Origin of the sequence: Mesorhizobium sp. NFR06, from assembly GCF_900115245.1 — a bacterium.
GTDB lineage: Bacteria > Pseudomonadota > Alphaproteobacteria > Rhizobiales > Rhizobiaceae > Mesorhizobium.
The window spans coordinates 67061-87059 of the sequence record NZ_FOVT01000007.1; the positions used below are offsets into that span (position 1 = coordinate 67061).

General features: G+C 63.5%; 19 protein-coding genes. 7 read left to right on the forward strand and 12 right to left on the reverse strand.

Features of this window, described 5'->3' with window-relative positions; translation table 11 throughout:
* Positions 1-698: 698 nt before the first annotated feature.
* The 6 genes from F3H96_RS30550 to urtA all read right to left on the reverse strand — a co-directional run bounded on the left by F3H96_RS30550 (position 699) and on the right by urtA (position 7171).
* Entirely contained in the window at positions 699-875 is a 177-nt protein-coding gene (locus F3H96_RS30550) for a hypothetical protein (RefSeq protein ID WP_188131397.1), read from the reverse strand.
* 484 nt (positions 876-1359) lie between these two features.
* The gene (gene urtE, locus F3H96_RS14665) at positions 1360-2055 is read right to left on the reverse strand and encodes an urea ABC transporter ATP-binding subunit UrtE (protein ID WP_149802453.1); all 696 of its coding nucleotides are present in this window, start codon (positions 2053-2055) and stop codon (positions 1360-1362) included.
* A gap of 70 nt (positions 2056-2125) precedes the next feature.
* On the reverse strand, positions 2126-2872 hold the full coding sequence (gene urtD / locus F3H96_RS14670) for an urea ABC transporter ATP-binding protein UrtD (protein ID WP_149802454.1): 747 nt from the start codon (positions 2870-2872) through the stop codon (positions 2126-2128).
* Positions 2873-2878: 6 nt separating this feature from the next.
* Positions 2879-4108 (reverse strand): urea ABC transporter permease subunit UrtC, encoded by a 1230-nt coding sequence (gene urtC / locus F3H96_RS14675; RefSeq protein ID WP_149802455.1) that lies wholly within the window; start codon positions 4106-4108, stop codon positions 2879-2881.
* Positions 4105-5721 (reverse strand): urea ABC transporter permease subunit UrtB, encoded by a 1617-nt coding sequence (urtB, locus tag F3H96_RS14680; RefSeq protein WP_149802618.1) that lies wholly within the window; start codon positions 5719-5721, stop codon positions 4105-4107. The genes urtC and urtB overlap by 4 nt, the downstream gene beginning before the upstream one ends.
* Positions 5722-5860: 139 nt before the next feature.
* Positions 5861-7171, reverse strand: a complete 1311-nt coding sequence (gene urtA, locus F3H96_RS14685; RefSeq protein ID WP_149802456.1) for an urea ABC transporter substrate-binding protein — start codon at positions 7169-7171, stop codon at positions 5861-5863.
* Positions 7172-7477: 306 nt separating this feature from the next.
* Here urtA and F3H96_RS14690 point away from each other — a divergent pair, with 306 nt between their 5' ends.
* A complete protein-coding gene (locus tag F3H96_RS14690) occupies positions 7478-7864 on the forward strand; it encodes a hypothetical protein (protein ID WP_149802457.1) in 387 nt (128 codons plus the stop codon).
* A gap of 54 nt (positions 7865-7918) precedes the next feature.
* Here F3H96_RS14690 and F3H96_RS14695 read toward each other — a convergent pair whose 3' ends face one another.
* The 3 genes from F3H96_RS14695 to F3H96_RS14705 form a co-directional block, all read right to left on the reverse strand.
* Positions 7919-9490, reverse strand: a complete 1572-nt coding sequence (locus F3H96_RS14695; RefSeq protein WP_149802458.1) for a GMC family oxidoreductase — start codon at positions 9488-9490, stop codon at positions 7919-7921.
* Between the two features lie 49 nt (positions 9491-9539).
* Positions 9540-10088 (reverse strand): gluconate 2-dehydrogenase subunit 3 family protein, encoded by a 549-nt coding sequence (locus F3H96_RS14700; protein WP_149802459.1) that lies wholly within the window; start codon positions 10086-10088, stop codon positions 9540-9542.
* Between the two features lie 76 nt (positions 10089-10164).
* Entirely contained in the window at positions 10165-10560 is a 396-nt protein-coding gene (locus tag F3H96_RS14705; RefSeq protein ID WP_149802460.1) for a VOC family protein, read from the reverse strand.
* A gap of 239 nt (positions 10561-10799) precedes the next feature.
* Between F3H96_RS14705 and F3H96_RS14710 the strand changes: the two genes are divergently transcribed.
* Positions 10800-11105 carry a ribbon-helix-helix domain-containing protein gene (locus F3H96_RS14710; RefSeq protein ID WP_149802461.1) on the forward strand — a complete coding sequence of 102 codons (306 nt, stop codon included), beginning with the start codon at positions 10800-10802 and terminating at the stop codon, positions 11103-11105.
* Here the strand turns inward: F3H96_RS14710 and F3H96_RS14715 are convergent.
* Positions 11102-11809, reverse strand: coding sequence for a DeoD-type purine-nucleoside phosphorylase (locus tag F3H96_RS14715; RefSeq protein WP_149802462.1), 708 nt, complete (start codon positions 11807-11809; stop codon positions 11102-11104). The genes F3H96_RS14710 and F3H96_RS14715 overlap by 4 nt on opposite strands.
* Before the next feature lie 76 nt (positions 11810-11885).
* Entirely contained in the window at positions 11886-14471 is a 2586-nt protein-coding gene (locus tag F3H96_RS14720; RefSeq protein ID WP_149802463.1) for a PAS domain-containing sensor histidine kinase, read from the reverse strand.
* 207 nt (positions 14472-14678) lie between these two features.
* On the opposite strand from F3H96_RS14720, the gene F3H96_RS14725 reads away from it, so the two are divergent.
* Positions 14679-15401 (forward strand): flagellar biosynthetic protein FliO, encoded by a 723-nt coding sequence (locus F3H96_RS14725; RefSeq protein ID WP_149802464.1) that lies wholly within the window; start codon positions 14679-14681, stop codon positions 15399-15401.
* 109 nt (positions 15402-15510) lie between these two features.
* Here the strand turns inward: F3H96_RS14725 and dksA are convergent, their stop codons facing one another.
* Entirely contained in the window at positions 15511-15927 is a 417-nt protein-coding gene (dksA, locus tag F3H96_RS14730) for an RNA polymerase-binding protein DksA (protein ID WP_040972254.1), read from the reverse strand.
* A gap of 248 nt (positions 15928-16175) precedes the next feature.
* On the opposite strand from dksA, the gene F3H96_RS14735 reads away from it, so the two are divergent.
* From F3H96_RS14735 to F3H96_RS14750, 4 genes are all read left to right on the forward strand, one after another.
* Complete coding sequence (locus tag F3H96_RS14735) at positions 16176-16679, forward strand: histidine phosphatase family protein (RefSeq protein ID WP_149802619.1); 504 nt, start codon at positions 16176-16178, stop codon at positions 16677-16679.
* Positions 16680-16740: 61 nt separating this feature from the next.
* Positions 16741-18213 (forward strand): YcjX family protein, encoded by a 1473-nt coding sequence (locus F3H96_RS14740; RefSeq protein ID WP_149802465.1) that lies wholly within the window; start codon positions 16741-16743, stop codon positions 18211-18213.
* Positions 18210-19292: a TIGR01620 family protein gene (locus tag F3H96_RS14745; protein WP_149802466.1), complete on the forward strand. Its 1083-nt coding sequence runs from the start codon at positions 18210-18212 to the stop codon at positions 19290-19292. The genes F3H96_RS14740 and F3H96_RS14745 overlap by 4 nt, the downstream gene beginning before the upstream one ends.
* A gap of 99 nt (positions 19293-19391) precedes the next feature.
* The gene (locus tag F3H96_RS14750; RefSeq protein WP_149802467.1) at positions 19392-19946 is read left to right on the forward strand and encodes a hypothetical protein; all 555 of its coding nucleotides are present in this window, start codon (positions 19392-19394) and stop codon (positions 19944-19946) included.
* Positions 19947-19999: the final 53 nt, after the last annotated feature.

Here is a 19999-nt window from a genome sequence, read left to right on the forward strand (position 1 = left end):
CGAGAACCGGCCTGCGCCGGCCATCTTCATAGAGCGGAGACACTTATGAGGGCTTCGGCCGGGGAAGGCCGGAAGCGCAGGAAACCGCATTTGCAGGCCGGCATCACCTGAATATCAACGCGCCTTGAAGCGACGAGCCTTCACTGCGGTCATTTGCTTTTTGTGTAAGCATCGGATTTGCCCTCTTGGTGTCGGATACACCTTGCGTGGCTCCGTCGGAACTTGCCGGGCATCTCGACCGTTTTGCCTATCTCGCCAGCGGTAGGTTTCATAGCGGCTGGGCGTTCCAGGACGTTGGACAGGGCTGCGGTATCGGGAGAACCCGAAGATATGGCTGTCATCCTCATCGGGGCGTTGCTTACTGTCGCCGGGATTGTGTACATGGCGAGTGCGGTTCTCTGGCGCGGGCGACTTAGCGATCCGGCACCTGCAGCCTCGGATCGCCCGAAGCCATATCTCGCAACGCCTGGCCCGACGCTCGAGCCACGCCGGCGTGGCCTCCGTTTCCTCGGCCTTTCACAGAATTGGCCAGGTATGTTGATGATGGCGATCGGCCTTATCCTGCTATTGTCGGCAGCGATCCTATAACGCAGGAACTCCGGCATCTTCATCGCTATCAGGTGGTTATTTCCGTTGGCGCAACCTGAGAATTGAGGTCGGCACTCGTTCCGTCTGCAGTCGAGGTTGAATGCGAACCATCAATGATGCGCGATCACATCATTGAAGGCGTCGAGATCGACGTAGAAAACCTTGGTGATTTCGCCCAGCAGATCATCCTCATCATAGCCTTGCGACATCAGGATGTTGATCGCGGTCATGATATCGATGCGATCGGTGAGGCGCCGCTTCTGGTAGTCCTCGACAAAACGTTCCATCGCCGTCCCCTGGCAAGATTCTTTTTGGACGCGTTGACCGACAATCACTGGGCGAAAGCTAGCTGGACTTGCTTGCGTGGAACTTGCGGGCGGAGCCGGCACCATCCCCCTCACTCGCGACTGGTACGGAAAGCGGCCGACTCACCAAGGCCAGGAAAAGACTAGCACGCGGTATCGGAGGCGCCAGAGCCGTCCATCACTCTCGTCATCCTTAGGTGTAGCGACGCGAAGCGGAGCGAAGACCCGAGGATCCATGCCGTTACTTCGAAGCATCACTAACGGTGCGGAATCTGAATTGTTCGGCGCGGGAAGAGCGGATTCTATTCTGGACCGCCGCACCACTCGGCAGACGTAACGGCATTGGATCCTTGGGTCTACGCGCGTCGCTGCGCTCCTTGCTTCGCCCAAGGATGACGACGCGAGAGATGCTTCAGCTAATTCTCCAAGGCTTGCCATCCAGGATGGCTCGCTGGCCCCACCGCGGTTAGACCGTCAGGAACCTCCTCACATCCGCCCTGTCGAGGTCTTCGGCCGGCCCTGTGTGAACGATCTGGCCGCGATCCATGATGTTGACCTCGTCGGCAAGCTCGCGGCAGAAGTCTAGATATTGCTCGACCAGAAGCACGGCGATCCCCGCCCGATCGCGCAGGTAGCGGATGGCGCGGCCGATATCCTTGATGATCGAGGGCTGGATGCCTTCTGTCGGCTCGTCGAGCACCAGGAGCTTCGGCCGCATCACCAGCGCGCGGCCGATGGCGAGCTGCTGCTGCTGGCCGCCGGAAAGATCGCCGCCGCGGCGCGACAGCATCTGTTTCAGCACCGGAAACAGCTCGAAGACATAGTCTGGAACATTGCGATCGGCGCGCCTCAGCGGCGCAAAGCCGGATTCCAGGTTTTCGCGCACCGTCAGCAGCGGGAAGACCTCCCTGCCCTGCGGCACGAATGCGATGCCCGACCGGGCGCGGTCATACGCCGCGCTCCGGTCGAGCGCCTTCCCCTCGAAGGCAACGCTTCCGCTCGTCAGCCGGTGATGGCCGACGATGGATCTCATCAAACTGGTCTTGCCGACGCCGTTGCGGCCGAGCACGCAGGTGATCTTGCCCGCACCGGCCTTCAGCGAGACGCCGCGCAATGCCTGGGCGGCGCCGTAATGGAGCGTGGCGTTGGAGACTTCGAGCATGCTCAGCCCCTTCTCCAGCGCTTCAGAAAAGCGAAATCGAACCGGTAAAACGGAACCCGCCAGACCATGCTCAGCGCCCCAGATAGACTTCGACGACGCGCTCGTCGGCGGAGACGAAATCGAGCGTGCCTTCCGACAGCACCGAGCCTTCGTGCAGGCAGGTGACCTTGACGCCAAGCTCGCGCACGAAATGCATGTCGTGCTCGACGACCACCACCGAATGGTCGCGGGCGATGTCCTTGAGCAGGCGCGCCGTCTCCTCGGTCTCCGCGTCGGTCATGCCGGCGACCGGCTCGTCGACGAGCAGCAGCTTCGGGTCTTGAGCCAAGAGCATGCCGATCTCCAGCCACTGCTTCTGGCCGTGGCTGAGATTGGCTGCGAACTCGTCGCGCTTGTCGCCAAGGCGGATGATGCCGAGGATGTCGTCGATGTGCCGCGCCTCCGTCGCCGAGCGGCGATGGAAGAGCGCCGGAAAAATCGAGCGCGGCCCTTTCAGCGCCAACATGAGGTTGTCTTCGACGCTGTGGCTCTCGAAGACGGTCGGCTTCTGGAACTTGCGGCCGATGCCCATCATGGCGATCTCAGCCTCGTCATGCCGGGTGAGATCGACCTGGCCGTCGAAGAAGACCTCACCTTCGTCCGGCCTCGTCTTGCCGGTGACGATGTCCATCATCGTCGTCTTGCCGGCGCCGTTGGGTCCGATGATGGCGCGCATCTCGCCCTTGTCGAGCACCAGCGACAGATTGTTGATGGCGCGAAAACCATCGAAGGAGACCGAGACGCCGTCGAGATAGAGGATGGTGTTCGACTTGCTCATGGTCGCTCACTCCGCCGGCTGCGGTTCGGGGCCGGTGGCCGACCAGGCGCCGGGCGCCCTTGCCGCCGAGCGTACCATCTTCGGTTCCGGCGCCTCGGGATCGGCGCCGGCTTCGGCGGAAAGCGAGGCCGCGCGCATCGCCTTTGCCTTGCCGCGCCAACTGTCCCACATGCCGACGATGCCCTTGGGCAGCAACAGCGTGACGGCGACGAACAGCCCGCCCAGCGCGAACAGCCAGAATTCCGGCAGCACGCCGGTGAACCAGGATTTGCCGGCGTTGACGAGCAGCGCGCCGATGATCGGGCCGACGATGGTGCCGCGTCCGCCGACGGCGGTCCAGATCACCACCTCGATCGAATTGGACGGCTCGAACTCGCCGGGATTGATGATGCCGACCTGCGGCACGTAGAGCGCGCCGGCAATGCCGGCCATGATCGCCGAGACGGTGAAGGCGAACAGCTTCACGTTCTCGGCGCGCCAGCCGAGGAAGCGCGTGCGGCTCTCCGCGTCGCGCACCGCCATGAGAAGCTTGCCGTATTTGGAGCGCACTATCGCCGCGGTGACGAAGACGGCAAGCGCAAGCGTGACGGCGCTGGCCGCAAACAGCGCCGAGCGCGTCGCGTCCGCCTGCACGCTGAAGCCGAGAATATCCTTGAAATCGGTCAGGCCGTTGTTGCCGCCAAATCCCATGTCGTTGCGGAAGAAGGCGAGCAGCAGGGCGTAGGTCATCGCCTGGGTGATGATCGACAGATAGACGCCGGTGACACGGCTGCGAAAGGCGAACCAGCCGAAGACGAAGGCGAGCAGGCCGGGCACCGCGAGCACCATGATGGCCGCGAACCAGAAGTGATCGAACCCGTGCCAGAACCAGGGCAGTTCCTTGTAGTTCAGGAACACCATGAAATCGGGCAGGATCGGATTGCCGTAGACGCCGCGCGAGCCGATCTGGCGCATCAGATACATACCCATCACATAGCCACCGAGCGCGAAGAAGGCGCCGTGACCGAGCGAGAGGATGCCGCAATAGCCCCAGACGAGATCGAGCGCCAAGGCAAGCAATGCATAGCAGAGATATTTGCCGGTCAGCGCCACGATATAGGGCGGGATGTAGAAGGCGCTGGTCGGCGACACCGCAAGGTTGAGCAGCGGCACGATGATGGCGGCGGCCAACAGGATGAGAATCGTGATGGCGATGCGGCGGTCAGCGCCGGCGGCGAAGAAGCGTCCTGTGATCATGCTTCCACCGCCCTGCCCTTGAGCGCGAACAGGCCGCGCGGGCGTTTCTGGATGAACAGGATGATGAGGACCAGCACGACGATCTTGCCGAGCACCGCGCCGGCATAGGGCTCCAAAACCTTGTTGACGATGCCCAGCGAAAAGGCGCCGACCAGCGTGCCCCAGAGATTGCCGACCCCGCCGAAGACGACGACCATGAAGCTGTCGATGATGTAGCCGCGGCCGAGATTGGGCGAGACGTTGTCGATCTGGCTGAGCGCCACGCCGGCGATGCCGGCAATGCCGGAGCCCAACGCGAAGGTCAGCGCGTCGACCCAAGGCGTCTTGATGCCCATCGAAGCGGCCATGCGTCGATTGGCGGTGACGGCGCGCATCTGCAGGCCCCAGGGCGTGCGCTTCATGACGTAGAGGAGCACCGCGAAGACGGCCAACGCGAACACCAGGATCCACAGCCTGTTCCAGGTGATCGCAAGCTGGCCGATATCGAAGGAGCCGGACATCCAGGACGGGTTGCCGACCTCCTGGTTTGTCGGCCCGAAGATGCTGCGCACCGCCTGCTGCAGAACCAGCGACACGCCCCAGGTGGCCAAGAGCGTTTCCAGCGGCCGGCCATAGAGGAAGCGGATGATGCCGCGCTCGATGGCGAGGCCGACCAGGGCGGCGACGAGGAAGGCGAGTGGCAGCGCGATCACCAGCGACCAGTCGAACAGGCCGGGAAACGAGGTGCGGATCGCCTGCTGGACGACGAAGGTGGTGTAGGCGCCGAGCATCACCATCTCGCCATGCGCCATGTTGATGACGCCCATGACGCCGAAGGTGATGGCGAGGCCGATCGCAGCCAGCAGCAGCACCGATCCCAGCGAGATGCCGTACCAGATGTTCTGGCCGGCGTCCCACAGAGCCAGCGTCGAGTTGATTTTGCCGATCGCGGCGGTCGCCGCATCCCTGACCGAGCCCTGCGAACCGGCCTCGACCGAGGTCAGCAATGAAAGCGCGTCGCGGTCGCCGCGCGCCGCGATGATCGAGATCGCGGCCAACTTGTCGGTCTCCGGCTTGTCGGAAACCAGGACGGATGCGGCACGCGCTTCGTCGAACACCGCCTTGACGGCGGGATCTGTTTCGACGGCGATGGCGGCGTCGAGCGGTTCGATATTCGCCGCATCGGGCGTCTTGAACATAGTCATCGCCGCGGCAAGGCGCACGCTCGCGTCCTTGGCGCGCAAGGTCAGCGTGCCCAGAGCATCACGGATGACACGGCGCAGGCCGTTGTTGACTTTGATCTTGGTGAGATCGGTCTTTGCGGCGTCGACCGCCTTGTCACCGGTCAACGGATCGAGCAACTCGATGGCATCGCCGGCTTCCTTGCCGACGAAGACCTGGGAATCCGCCTTGCGGATGTAGAGATTGCCATCGGCCAGAGCTGAAAGCGGCCGCTCGACAGCGGGATCGCCGCTCGCGGCGAGCTCGCGCACGATGGCCTCGGTGGCCGAGAAACCGGTCGCGGTCGCGAACTTGGCGATCGTCGCGCGAAGCTCGGCTTCGCCGGCCTTCGACGGCAACAGACCTGCCATCGTCAGCAAAAGCGTAAGACCAATCGCGCGCAGCAACAGCATCGTCGTCTTCAAGCGGCTTTCCTGGTTTCGAGGATCCTGCCCGGGCGGGTCGAGCAACCTGCCCGGGCAGCGTTATCGGATCGCGGGGCCACTCCGCGATCCGACAGACCGGCGGTCACGGACCAAGGTCCGGACCGGATCAGTTGGTGCCTTTGCCGCCGCACTTGCCGGTGGCGACGTTGAAGTTGCCGCAGGACAGAGGCGCGCGCCAATCGGAGATCAGGTTCTTGGAGTCCGGCAAGTAGTCCGACCATTCGTCGCCCATCACCAGGCCGGGCGTTTGCGAGACGGTCTCGAACTGGCCGTCGGCCTGGATTTCGCCGATCAGCACCGGCTTGGTGATGTGGTGGTTGGGCATCATCGTCGAATAGCCGCCGGTCAGGTTCGGCACGGAAACGCCGACCATGGCGTCGATGACCTTGTCGGGATCGGTGGTACCGGCCTTCTCGACCGCCTTCACCCACATGTTGAAGCCGATGTAATGGGCTTCCATCGGGTCGTTGGTGGTGCGCTTTTCGTTCTTGATGAACTTGTGCCAGTCGTCGATGAACTTCTTGTTTTCGGGCGTGTCGACGCTCTCGAAATAGTTCCAGGCGGCGAGATGGCCGACAAGCGGCCCGGTGTCGAGGCCGGCCAGTTCTTCCTCGCCGACCGAGAAGGCCATGACCGGGATGTCCTCGGCCTTGATGCCCTGGTTGCCGAGTTCTTTGTAGAACGGCACGTTGGCGTCGCCGTTGACGGTCGACACGACGGCCGTCTTCTTGCCGGCCGAGCCGAATTTCTTGATCGCCGAAACCTCGGTCTGCCAGTCGGAGAAGCCGAACGGCGTGTAGTTGACCATGATGTCCTCGGCCGGCACGCCCTTCGACTTCAGATACGCTTCGAGGATCTTGTTGGTGGTGCGCGGATAGACGTAATCGGTGCCTTCGAGCACCCAGCGCTTCACTGAGCCGCCATCGGCGCTCATCAGATAGTCGACGGCAGGAATGGCCTGCTGGTTCGGAGCGGCACCCGTGTAGAAGACGTTGCGCTCGCTCTCTTCGCCCTCATACTGGACGGGATAGAAGAGGATGTTGTCGAGCTCGGAGAACACCGGCAGCACCGACTTGCGCGACACCGAGGTCCAGCAGCCGAAAACGGCCGCGACCTTGTCCTTCGAGATCAGCTCGCGCGCCTTTTCCGCGAACAGCGGCCAGTTGGACGCCGGATCGACGACCACGGCTTCGAGCTTCTTGCCGAGCAGCCCGCCCTTGGCGTTCTGCTCCTCGATCAGCATCAGCATGACGTCTTTCAGCGTCGTCTCCGAAATCGCCATTGTCCCCGACAGCGAATGGAGGATGCCGACCTTGATCGTATCCTCGGCCGCCTTGGCGGAAGCCGACGCCAGCAGGCCGGCGGCGACGACGCCTGCGGACAGGATCTTTGTTATTTTGGCGAAGTTACCCCTCATATGACACACTCCCAAGCTGGTTGCTTTGCACCGCAACATAAGCAGTGCAAGCGACGTGCCAGACGGCAATGCGCGAGGCAGCATTTCAGGATAACGAAGAGATTACAGACGTTTATCCGGTAGCCTGGAAACTTTCCCATCAGCTGCGCCGCAGCGACATTGAGAAAAGTTTACGCAACGCTGCCTAGATTTTGCCCAAATCGCAAGATTGCCTCATATTTCATCATGCGACCGAAGGCAGCTTACCGGCCCTGTTGCGGGATCATGGCAAAATGGGGCAAGGTCGCCGCGCAAACGAGCGACGTCATGGCCTTACGCGTTATCCTGAGTTTCCTGATTCTTGTGTCCGCTACCGGCGGCGCTCGCGCCGATTTCGCCGACGGTAAGCTGCCCGACGGCACCTATCATTGCGAGGTCTACCTGCTCGGCCTGTTCCTCAATCTCGGCGACATCACCATCAGAGGCAATGTCTACAGTGGCCCGGTGACCTTTGGCGCTTCGGGAACCTACAACTACCAGATGAACGCCAATGGCGAGATCAGTTGGCTTGGTCCGCTCGGCGGCTACACCAGCGGCGGCAATTCGATCTCGATGACCCAGGCGACGCTGGATGACCCAGGCGGCCCTTCCTTCGACATCATCATGAAGCAGCAGGACGGCGCCTTCACGGCCTCGACCTGCACCAAACGCTGATTGAAAAAAGGCGCGGAACCCGCTCGGGTCCCGCGCCAGCAGGCAGTCGGGAGGTCAGATGCTTTTCGCCGACATCTGCGCGGCGATGTAGTCGGCCTGCCGGATCGCCAGCGTCACGATGGTGAGCGTCGGGTTTTCCGCCGCGCCGGTGGTGAACTGGCTGCCGTCGGAGACGAACAGGTTCTTGATGTCGTGCGTCTGTCCATGCTTGTTGACGACGCCGTCTTCCGCCTTCTCGCTCATCCGGTTGGTGCCGAGATTGTGGGTCGAGGGATAAGGCGGCGTCGGGAAGGTCCGCGTCGCGCCGACCGCGGCATAGAGCGCCTGGCCCTGTTTGTAGGCATGGTCGCGCATGGCCGTATCGTTGGGATGGTCGTCGAAATGAACGTCGGCGATCGGCATGCCGTGCTCGTCCTTTTCGTTCTTATGCAGCGCGATGCGGTTTTCCTCGCGCGGCATGTCCTCGCCGACGATCCACAGCCCCGCCATATGGTCATAATGGTCGAGCGCGGTGGTGAAGGAACGGCCCCAGCCGCCGGGGTTCAGGAAGGCCGCCATGAACGGCAGGCCGAGCGACAGCGTCTCCATCTCATAGCCGCCGACGAAGCCGCGCGAGGGATCGTGGCGCGCCTCGTCGCGGATGATGCCGGCCATGGTGGTGCCGCGATACATATGCACAGGCTTGTCGAAGATGGCGTAGACCGAGCCGGTCGTATGGCGCATGTAGTTCTTGCCTACCTGCCCGGAAGAATTGGCAAGCCCATGCGGGAATTTGGACGACTCCGAATTGAGCAGCAGGCGTGGGCTCTCGATCGAATTGCCGGCGACCGCGACGACGCGGGCCTTCTGCTCCTTCAGCTTGCCGTCCTTGTCGGCATAGACGACGCCGGTCACCTTGCCTGAAGCGTCATGGTTGATCTTGATCGCCATCGAGTTCGGCCGCACTTCCAAGTGGCCGGTCGCTTCGCCCTTCGGGATTTCCGTATACAGCGTCGACCACTTGGCGCCCCATTTGCAGCCCTGGAAGCAGAAGCCCGTCTGTTGGCAGGAGTTGCGGTCGTCGCGCTCGACCGAATTGATGGCCATGTTGCCGGTGTGGCATTCCTTGTAGCCGAGCTTGTCGGCGCCGGCCTTGAGCACCTTGAAGTTGTTGTTGCCCGGCAGCCGCGGCCAGTTGTTGGTGCCCGTGACGCCCATCTTGGCTTCGGCCTTGGCGTAATAGGGTTCCATCTCGGCGAGCATCACCGGCCAATCGAGGAGGTTCGCGCCCTTGACCTTGCCGTAGGTCGAGGCCGCCTTGAATTCATGCTCCTGGAAGCGCAGCGACGCGCCCGCCCAGTGCGTCGTCGAGCCGCCGACCGACTTGACGATCCAGGCCGGCAGGTTCGGGAAGTCCTTGGCCACCCGCCAGTCGCCCGACGTGGTGCGCTTGTCCTTCCAGGCAAGCTGGGCAAAGGAATCCCACTCGTCGTTGATGAAGTCCTCATATTCGTGGCGGGCGCCCGCCTCGAGGATGACGACGTCAATGCCTTTCTGGGCGAGTTCGTTGCCGAGCGTGCCGCCGCCGGCGCCGGAGCCGATGATGACGACCACGCCGCCGTTGTTGAGATCAAATGATGCTGCCATGGTTTCCTCCCATGAAATCTATCGAAAAGCGGTTCGAGGACAGAGCGGCTCAGAGCCACTCGATGTCGTTGAAGCCGCGCGCGATGTAGCCACCCTTGGAGTAGGACTCGCCCTCGTAACCGAAGATCGGCCACACCTCCTTCTGGTTGTAGAGGCTGACGACAAGGCCGCCGCGCACCGCCTGGAAGAATGGCGTCTTTTCGATGTCTGTAAGCAGCGCGACCCGCTGCTCTTCCCAGCCGAGCCCCCGGTAGCCGCCCTTGCCTGCCCTCTTATCGAGATCGGCGATGCCGTGCTCGATCAGTTCCTTGTGGGCCGGATCCTTGGCGGCCGTCTCGTCATGGCCCTTGACGGCAATGGCGTAGTATTTGTCCGGCACCTGGTCGTGCGGATAGATGTCGCGCGCCACCTGGATCAGCGTCGCCATCGTCTCGGGTTTCAGCGCCGAGGTTTCGAGACCCCAGGCGTGTTCGGGGCTGATGACGGCGCTGCCGGAGATGATGAGCAGCGCGCCCGCGCCGCCGCGCTTGAGAAGCTCGCGCCGCGAAAGCCCAACTTTCTTCTCGTAGCCCGGTTTCTTCTCGTAAACTGTGACCATGATTTCCTCCCTGCTTGCTGTTCGCATCCGAAGATGCCGTTGCTGGCGCCGCGCCGGTCCGCGGCCTATTTGTCGCCTATTGGAAGCGCCCTCCTCGCTGCAGGACCTCGATCTTGTAGCCGTCGGGGTCTTCGATGAAGAAAAAGCGGGCGAAGAGCGCTCCATCGCGGTTGAATTCCACGATCTTCCGCGGATTGAACCCGAGCGCGCCGAGCCGGTCGTGCTCGCTGTCCAGATCGGCCACCGAAACCGCGAGATGCCCGTAGCCGTCGCCGAGCGCATAGGGCTCGGTGCGCCCCTTGTTGACGGTCAGTTCCAGCTCGAACGGCGAGTCGGCGTTGCTGAGATAGATGAGCGTGAAGGTCTCGAACTCGAGCCGCTGCGCGACCTTCAGGCCGAAGGCCTTGCCGTAGAAATCGACGGACCGCGCCTCGTCGAGGACCCTGATCATGGAATGGATCGTCTTCGCCAACTCGGACTCCGCGGCTTTTCTTGGCTTTCGAAGCCGATTATGCGCGCCAGCGAAAAAATGTGGTGGCAGCCGATTACCACGCATGGGGCTGGAAAACCGGTAGTCTCGCGCCCGTTTTAAGGACGAAAGTCTGATTGCCGTTGCCGGCCGTCGGATCGAAGATGACCAGCGCAGGCAGTGTTCAAAAGGCGCCAACCCACGCAATCGGCGCCCAAGACCAACAACAACGGGAGGTAACGATGTGCAGAGTCTTCGCCGGGCAGGACCCGGAAGGCTACCGGCAGATCAACCGGTCGATCCGCATCGACGGCCATTCGACCAGTATCCAGCTCGAGGCGACGTTCTGGGATCTGCTAGACGAAATTGCCGACAGCCAGGGGCTGACGACACCGAAATTCATCTCGAAACTCTATGACGAGGCGATCGAGATCAACGGCCAGATCCCCAACTTCGCTTCCATGCTGCGTACGACCTGTGCGCTCTATCTGCGGGGCCACCGCCCCAACGTGCGGGAGCAGGCTGCATTGAAGCGGGAAGCCGCCTAGCTTTCGGCCGCGACTTCCAGTGCCAGCCGCGTCATGTCGGTGAAAAGCGCCTGCCGTTCCGAGTAGGCGGTCTGCTCCTCGGTGACGACATGGTCGACCACAGTGAGGAGCGACAAGGCGCGCGCGCCGAAATGCGCCGCGATGCGGTAGAGCGCGCTGGTCTCCATGTCGACCGCCAGCGCTCCGAGCGCCCTCGGCTCGTCGAACCGCGCGCGGCCGTCGGGATGGTGGAACACGTCGCTGCAGACCGTCAGCCCCGTGCTGCAGGCGATGCCGAGATCGGCCGCGCGTTGCAGCGCCAGCGCGTGGAGCGCCTGGTCCGGTCCCGCCGGCTGGTATAGTCCGAACACCTGTCCGCTGATTGCCCCCTCGGCCCGCACGGCGCCGGAAATAACGACGCTGCGCAGCGCGACGTCCTCGCTCAGAGCGCCGCATGTGCCGGTGCGGATCAGCGTCTTGACGCCATGATAGTCGAGCAATTCGTGGGCATAGATGAGGAACGATGAAACGCCGATGCCGGTTGCCTGGATACTGACCGGCTTGCCGCGGAACCTGCCGGTGAAGCCGAGGGCGCCCCTGCGGCGGTTGACGCAGCGCGGCGCTTCGAGAAAGGTTTCAGCCATCCAACGGGCGCGCTCGGGATCGCCCGGCAACAGCACCGTTTCGCCATAATCCCCCCGGCCCGCCTCGATATGCGGCGTCACGCGCTACCACCCCCATGATAGACCAATCCGAGCAGCATCATGGCAGGGCCGCCGCAATGTGCAAGCGCTAGCTTTTTTAGGATTCCAGCACGTCCTTGACGATTGTCGCCAGTTGCTTGAGCGAGAACGGTTTGGGCAGGAAACCGAAATGCGCGTCGGCCGGCAGGTTCTTGGCGAAGGCGTCCTCGGCATAGCCCGAAACGAACACGAACTTGATGTCCGGCTGGCGCTTGCGCAGCTCGCCGAGCAATGTCGGCCCGTCCATCTCCGGCATCACCACGTCGGACACGACGATATCGACCTTGCCGCCGAGCGCCTCGAACACTTCCAGCGCCTCGACGCCGGATGACGCCTCGTGGACGGTGTAGCCGCGCGAGATCAGCGCCCTGACGCCGCCCATGCGCACGGCGTCTTCGTCCTCGACCAGAAGCACGGTGGCCGAGCCGGAAAGGTCCTTGACCGTGTCGGCCGGCTTGGCCGGCACCGCCGCCGCGGTTACCGCCGCCTCGCCGGGCTCGGCCTGCTTCTTCACCTCGGCAATATGGCGCGGCAGGAAGATACGGAACACAGTGCCCTTGCCGACTTCGGAATCGCAGTAGATGAAGCCGCCGGTCTGCTTGATGATGCCGTAGACCATGGACAGGCCCAGGCCGGTGCCCTTGCCCACTTCCTTGGTCGTGAAGAACGGCTCGAAGATCTTCTTCAGCACGTCGGGCGCGATGCCGCTTCCGGTGTCCTCGACATCGACGAGCACATAGTCGGCCGGTGTCAGTTCGCGATAGGCGAAGGACTTGCATTCGTCGGCCGCGACGTTGCGGGTGCGCACGGTGAGATCGCCGCCGTTCGGCATGGCGTCGCGCGCATTGACGGCGAGATTGACCACCACCTGCTCGAACTGGCCGATATCGACCTTGACCGGCCACAGATCGCGACCGTGGTCGATCTTCAGCTTGATGTCGTTGCCGACAAGGCGGGCGAGCAGCATTCTGAGATCGGCCAGAACGTCGGTCAGGTTGAGCACCTCCGGCCGCAGCGTCTGCTTGCGCGAGAAGGCCAGCAATTGCCGCACCAGCGAGGCCGCCCGGTTGGCGTTCTGCTTGATGTTCATGATGTCGGGGAAGGACGGATCCGACGGCCGGTGGTTCGTCAAGAGAAGATCGGACGCCATGATGATGGCGGTGAGCACATTGTTGAAGTCATGCGCTATGCCGCCAGCGAGTTGGCCGACCGCCTGCATCTTCTGGCTCTGCGCCATCTGCCCCTCGAGCGCCTTCTGCTCGGTGATGTCGACCGCATAGACGATCGCCGATTCCTCGGCGCCTTCACCGCCTGCGCTGTCGGCGACGGCGTTGACGTAAAAGCGGATGTGGCGCTCTTCATTGCCCGGCAACACGGAGTCGATGGGCTCGATATTGGCCTGCCGCTGCCGGGCCTTCTCGAAGGCCGCGGCGAAAGCCGGCCGGTCGCGTTCGTGAACGATGGTTTCGAACCGCACCCGCCGGTCGACGGCATCGCGGTCCACCACGGACGAAAACAGCTGCAGGAACGGCGCGTTGGTGCGCAGGATACGCCCTTTCGCATCGACACCGGCAATCGCCATCGGCGTCGAGTTGAAGAAGCGGGTGAAGCGAACCTCGGAGGCCCGCAGTTCCGCCGAAGCGTCCTCGCCCTGGGTGCGGTTGAGCACGATCGTGCGCGTCGGGCCGTTGACGCCTTCGCGGCTTGCGGAAACCCGGTGCATGAAGCGCACCGGCAGCGCCTGCCCGCTCATGGTCGTGAGGTCGAGGTCGATAACGGCGTTGCGGGTGGTGCCGGGGTCGGCCTTGACCGAACGGACCAGCGCCATGCCGTCGCCGGCGATGATTTCCGGCAGCGTGATGGCGCCCGGCGTGAAACTGGCAAGGTCGACGCCGAGCCACTCGGCGAGCGTGGCGTTGATATAGGTGACGCGGCCTTCCTGATCGGCCGAAAAGAACCCGGCCGGCGCATGGTCGAGATGGTCGATGGCTTGCTGCAGATCGAGAAAGAAACGCTCCTGCTCCGCGCGTTCCTGCGAAATGTCGGCGAGCTGCCAGGCCAGCATCGGCAGCCTTTGCCCGGGCATGCTGAAGGCGCGGGCGCGGGCGCGATACCAGCGCGCGCCGGGCTCTGAGCCCGGCTTGATCGACTGCGCCAGGCGGAACTCGCCGTCACCCGCCTGGCCGTCGCGAAGACCAGACGCCAGCCGGTAGATCGTCATCGAAGCCTCGGGAACGTCCGACAGCAGCCCTTCGACCGTCTTGAGATCGGCGGCCGACGCAGCGCCCGTCATGTCGGCATAGGCGCGATTGGCATAGACGACGCGGCCCTTGGTGTCGGTAACCAGGAGGCCCTGCGACATGGAGTCGACAAAGGCCTTCGACAATTCGTCGCCGGTCGAACGCGGCGCGATCTGCACGAAGCCGATCGCCGTCGCGAACAGGAAGCCGACGCCTATCATGGCCAGCACGCCGAGCATGCCGAGCAGGAAAGGATCGCCGAGGCGCTCGCGGAAAAGGCCGAAGACGATCGCGGCGCCGGTCAGCACGACGATGAAGACGATGAGCCTGGTGACGGCGCCCGGACGCGTGTTCTGGTCGACGATCGGTACCGGATAGAAATCGCCGCGCGCTTCCTTGGCCATGTTCCCCCTGCTCGTGATTCCGGTGTCCGATGGGCGCGGACGGTCGGTTGAATCACATTCTCCTGTAACGGAAAAGACCCCGGCGGCAAATGTCCGATAAAATCAACGATTCACGTTTCAAACTGTTCACGATAGGTGATGTGAACTTGCGGCGGGCCGCCACCGCGGTCTAGTGTCGCTCACCTCAAAAGGCGATTGGGTGCACCGATGCTGCAGTGGCTGGATAACGTGGCGGGTCCGGGTTATGTCGCTGCGATCCTGTGGACGTTCGCGGCGCTCGTTTTGCTTGTTGTCGTCCTGCTCGTGATCAAGGTGGTTCGCAACCTGACCTTCGGCACCTTCGTGGCCGGCGGCAGAAATCGCAAGACGCGTCTTGCGGTCATGGACGCCACCGCCGTGGACAGCCACCGCCGGCTGGTGCTGGTGCGTCGCGACGACATCGAGCACCTGATCCTGATCGGCGGACCGACCGATGTCGTGGTCGAGCGCGATATAAGGCTTGCCGCGCCGCGCCGCCCGGCGTTGACCGGCGACAGCGGCCAGCAGCAGGCAACCGCCGCGCCACGCCCGCGCGCGCCGCAACCGGCACCGGCTCCCGCGCCAGTCAGGCAGCCACCGCCGCCTGCCGCGCAACCGGCTGTCGCCACACATCCGCGTGCGCCGGCGCCTGCACCTGCACCCAGGCCGGTGGAGCCGAGCCAACCGACGGCGAAGGTCATGCCGCTGCCGAGCTACGGGACAACGAACGGCAGCACCAGGCACACGCCGCCGCCCTCAAACGATTCCATCGACGACACGCTGATGCACGAACTCGAGACTTCTCTCGAGGAGTCGCATTCCCAGCCGGCAATCGGCAAGCCGGCGGCCAAGCCTTCGCTCGACGACGAGATGACCAAGCTTCTTGGCGAGTTGGGCAGCCACAAGCGCTGACCGAACACCGGCTTGCCGGCTCAGGCGAGCCTTTTCACGCCCTTGGTATCGAAAACAAAAATGGCCGGAAATCCGGCCATTTTTGACGTTCCTTGCTAGTCGCTTCGCGTCAATCGTCGCGATAGACCTTCTCACGGCGCTCGTGGCGCTCCTGCGCCTCGATCGAGAGCGTCGCGATCGGGCGTGCGTCAAGCCGCTTCAGCGCGATCGGTTCGCCGGTCTCCTCGCAATAGCCGTAGGTGCCTTCGTCGATGCGCTGGAGCGCGGAGTCGATTTTCGAGATGAGCTTGCGTTGGCGATCGCGGGCGCGCAATTCGATGGCGCGGTCTGTTTCCGAGGAGGCACGATCGGCTAGGTCGGGATGGTTGGCGTTTTCCTGCTGCAGGATTTCGAGAGTTTCGCGCGCTTCGCGGAGAATGTCGTTCTTCCAGGTGATAAGCTTTTGGCGGAAGTACGATTTTTGCCGTTCGTTCATGAACGGCTCGTCTTCGGAGGGTACGTAATCGGCGGTAACGATGTCGTTCATTCGACTCACCCAACAACCCCAAATTTGGCGCCTATATATTCGGGGACAAGAGGCTGCACAAGCGCTATCGGCGACAGTTTCACGCAATTGTTAGTATCGCATCGGCGGCCCGAGCGACGACATTGTTTCAACGGCGGACAACGAATTCGCGCATGATTTGTTGCAGTTGCAGGCGCCGGCCATTGTGCGTGACATGGTTCTGGTGACTAATCGCACTTTGCCGGGAAGGCGGCGCTATGGGGGTCCGGTTGAGCAAACTTTATCTGTTGCGGCATGCCAAAGCCGGTTGGGCGCTGCCCGGCGTCCGCGATTTCGACCGTCCGCTCGACGAATCGGGCATGGCCGACGCCGAAGCGATCGGAGAGGCCATGCGGGCCCGCAATTACGTACCGGACGTCACCCTTTGTTCCAACGCCAAACGGGCCCGGCAGACGTTGGAAGGCCTGGCGGGGCGTACCGACACCGGCCGGGTCCTGTTTTTCGACACGCTCTACAGCGAGGATGCCGCCGGCTATCTCGATATCATCCGCAGCAATGGCGCCGCCGACCAGTTGCTGGTGATCGGCCACAACCCCATGACTGAAGATCTGGCGTTGGCGGTGTCGGGCGACGGCGAGGAGGCCGCGCGCGGGATGATGAACCACGGTTTTCCGACCTCCGGCCTGGCGGTGGTGCGCTTTCCCGGCAACCTTGCCGAAGCGGCGCAGGGCAACGGCTATCTCGAAGCCTTTCTCACGCCCGCCGACCTCTGAGGCCATTTCAAACGCGCGGCCCAACGCCTATATCGGGCGCTGACGCAACCCGAGGCCCGATTTGGCATCATCGCTGACCAGCTTTACCGACGAGGCCAGGATTGCGCTCGACACCTTGTCCGGCCGCGCCACCGGGCTCTTCTCTCCGTCCTTGCGCCTGGGCGTCACCGGCCTGTCCCGCGCCGGCAAGACGGTGTTCATCTCCGCCCTCGTCCACAACCTCATCCATGGCGGACGCCTGCCGCTGTTCGAAGCACAGAAGTCGGGCCGCATTGCCCGCGCCTGCCTCGAGGAGCAGCCGGACGATGCCGTTCCACGCTTCCAGTATGAAGACCATGTCGAGGCGCTGGTGAACGACCGCGTCTGGCCGGACTCCACCCGCGCCATTTCCGAACTCCGGCTCACCATCGAATATGAGTCGGCTTCCGGCTGGAACCGCCTGTTTTCAGCCGGAAAACTATCTGTCGACATCGTCGATTATCCCGGCGAATGGCTGCTCGACCTGCCGCTGCTCGGCAAATCCTTCGCCGATTTTTCGCGCGAGGCGGTCGAGCTAGCCGCGCTGCCCGTCCGCTCCGACCTGTCGCAAGCCTGGCGTGAGCTGGCATTCACCATCAATCCCGATGCCGACGCCGACGAGATGACGGCGCGGCGGCTGGCCGAAAGCTTTGCCGCCTATCTCACGGCCTGCAAGCTGGACGAGCGAGCACTGTCGACATTGCCGCCCGGCCGTTTCCTGATGCCTGGCGATCTCGAAGGCTCGCCGGCGCTCACCTTCGCGCCATTAATGACCCTTTCCGAGGGCCGGCCCCGCTCCGGGTCGCTGCAGGCGATGATGGAGCGCCGCTACGAGGCCTATAAGACGCATGTCGTCAAACCGTTCTTCCGCGAGCACATCACGCGTCTCGACCGGCAGATCGTGCTGATCGACGCCATGCAGGCGCTCAATGCCGGCCCGGCCGCCATGGCCGATCTGGAGCGCGCCGTCACCGAGATCCTGTCCTGCTTCCGGCCCGGACGGGGCAATTTCCTGACCGACTTCTTCTCGCGTCGCATCGACCGCATTCTGGTGGCCGCGACCAAGGCCGACCATTTGCATCACGAAAGCCATGACCGGCTGCAGGCGATCGTGCGCCGGCTGACCGACCGTGCGCTCGCAAGGGCGAATTTCAGCGGCGCCGCCGTCGATGTCGCCGCCATGGCCGCGGTTCGCTCGACTCGCGAGGGCACGGTCAAACAGGGACGCGAGACCCTGCCGGTGATCATCGGCACACCCTTGAAGGGCGAAAGGATCGACGGCGAGGCATTCGACGGAAAGACTGAAACCGCCATATTCCCAGGCGATTTGCCGGAAAAGGTCGATGCGGTGTTCGATGTTTCGGGATCGTCGCCGGACATCGACGAACCGGCGATCCGCTTCGTGCGCTTTCGACCGCCGAAGCTAGAGCGCACCGCCGAAGGCGTCACCTTGTCCTTGCCGCATATAAGGCTCGACCGCGCGCTGCAGTTCCTGATTGGAGATCGTCTGGCATGACCGCGCCCCGCAAACCGGCGGCCTTCCGCATCGAGCCCGAGGCTGAGCCGAGGCCGCAAGCACCGCGGGGCCGCATCGGCGAGGAACCGCTGGCGCGCCGGCCACGCACCGCAAGGGCCGATGTGGCGGTGGTGATCCCTTCGGAAGTCGACGTCTTCGACGAACAGGATGTCGAGGCCGCGGCCCCGCCGCCGGCAACGGCGCCGAGAAAACGTTCACTTCTGGCCCGGCTGTTTTTTGGCGCTGTTGGCGCGCTCGTCTCGCTGGCGGTCGGCCTGTGGGCCGACCAGTTGATCCGCGATCTGTTTGCGCGGGCCGAGTGGCTTGGCTGGGTCGCCGCAGGCATGGTGGCGATCGCGCTGCTGTCGCTGCTCGTCATCCTCATCCGCGAATTCCTCGCCATCGCCCGCCTTGCCGAAGTCGAAAAGATGCAGAAACGGGCCCTGGACGCGGTGGCGCGCGACGATCCCAAGGCGGCGCGCGCCCTCGTCGACGAGCTCTCGGCCTTTGTGGCCGCAAAGCCCGAAACCGCGGCTGGCCGGCGTTCACTTGCCGAACTACGCGGCGAGATCATCGACGGCGCCAATCTGGTGCGGCTCGCCGAGACCGAGATCCTGTCGCCTCTCGATGCGCGCGCCAAGATCATGGTTCTCGAGGCCGCGAAGCGCGTGTCCCTGATAACGGCGGTCAGCCCCCGCGCGCTGGTCGACATCGCCTATGTCGTGTTCGAGGCCGGACGGCTGATCCGGCGCCTTTCAGAGCTTTACGGCGGCCGTCCAGGCACGCTCGGCTTCTTCCGCCTGGCGCGCGGCGTGCTCGCACATCTGGCGGTGACCGGCTCGATCGCGGTCGGCGACAGTTTCGTGCAGCAGATCGTCGGCCACGGCCTCGCCGCGAAACTCTCCGCCAAGCTCGGCGAAGGCGTGGTCAACGGCATGATGACGGCGCGCATCGGCATCGCGGCGATGGAAACGGCGCGGCCCTTGCCGTTCATCGCCGTGAAGCGCCCCGGCCTTGGGGATTTCCTCTCGGCGCTGACGTCGTTCGCGGCAAAAAAGGACGGTCAGACGGAGCAATAGGGTAAACGCCAAAACCGTCGCCAGTGACGAAGCATTAACCAATCTTCTTCATGGTCAGCCAGGTCCCAAGATAAGACTCTTTCGTGCCGGGTGTCGTCGATGAGAAGCGTAATCCTGTCCTGCGTGCTGACTGCCAGCGTTGCGATCGCCGCGCCGCTCGGCCTCGTCGAAAAGGCTTTTGGGGCAGAGCCGGACAAGCAGTTTTTCCGCTCCGTCGAAGGCAGATGGGTGGGCCCCGGCGAGATCATCGCCGGCAAGTACAAGGGCACCAAATTCACCTGCGATTTCAATGGCTCGACCCCGGACGGCAAGCTCGGCATGACGCTCGACGGCAACTGTCGGGTCGGGGTGTTCACGCAAAAGATGTCGGCAAGCGTCGAGCGCAAGGGCCGCGATGGCTACCGGGGCAGCTTCATGGGCGGCTCGACCGGCAACGGAATGGATATCGTCGGCGGCAATGTCGTCGATGCCCAGAAGGTCGTGTTCACCATCAACCGCAAGCAGCTGAACGGCGTCATGCAGGCCCGCGTTCCTGACGACAATTCGATGACCGTGACGGTGGCCGTGCGTGTCGACAAACAGTTGGTGCCGGTGATCGGCATGAGCCTGAAGCGGGTCGATTCGGTCGAAGTCGGCGCCATCGCCAAGAACTGATCCGGCCAGCGGGGGCGCTTTCCTCCAACGCGGCCGGCCAGCCATCCGGCACT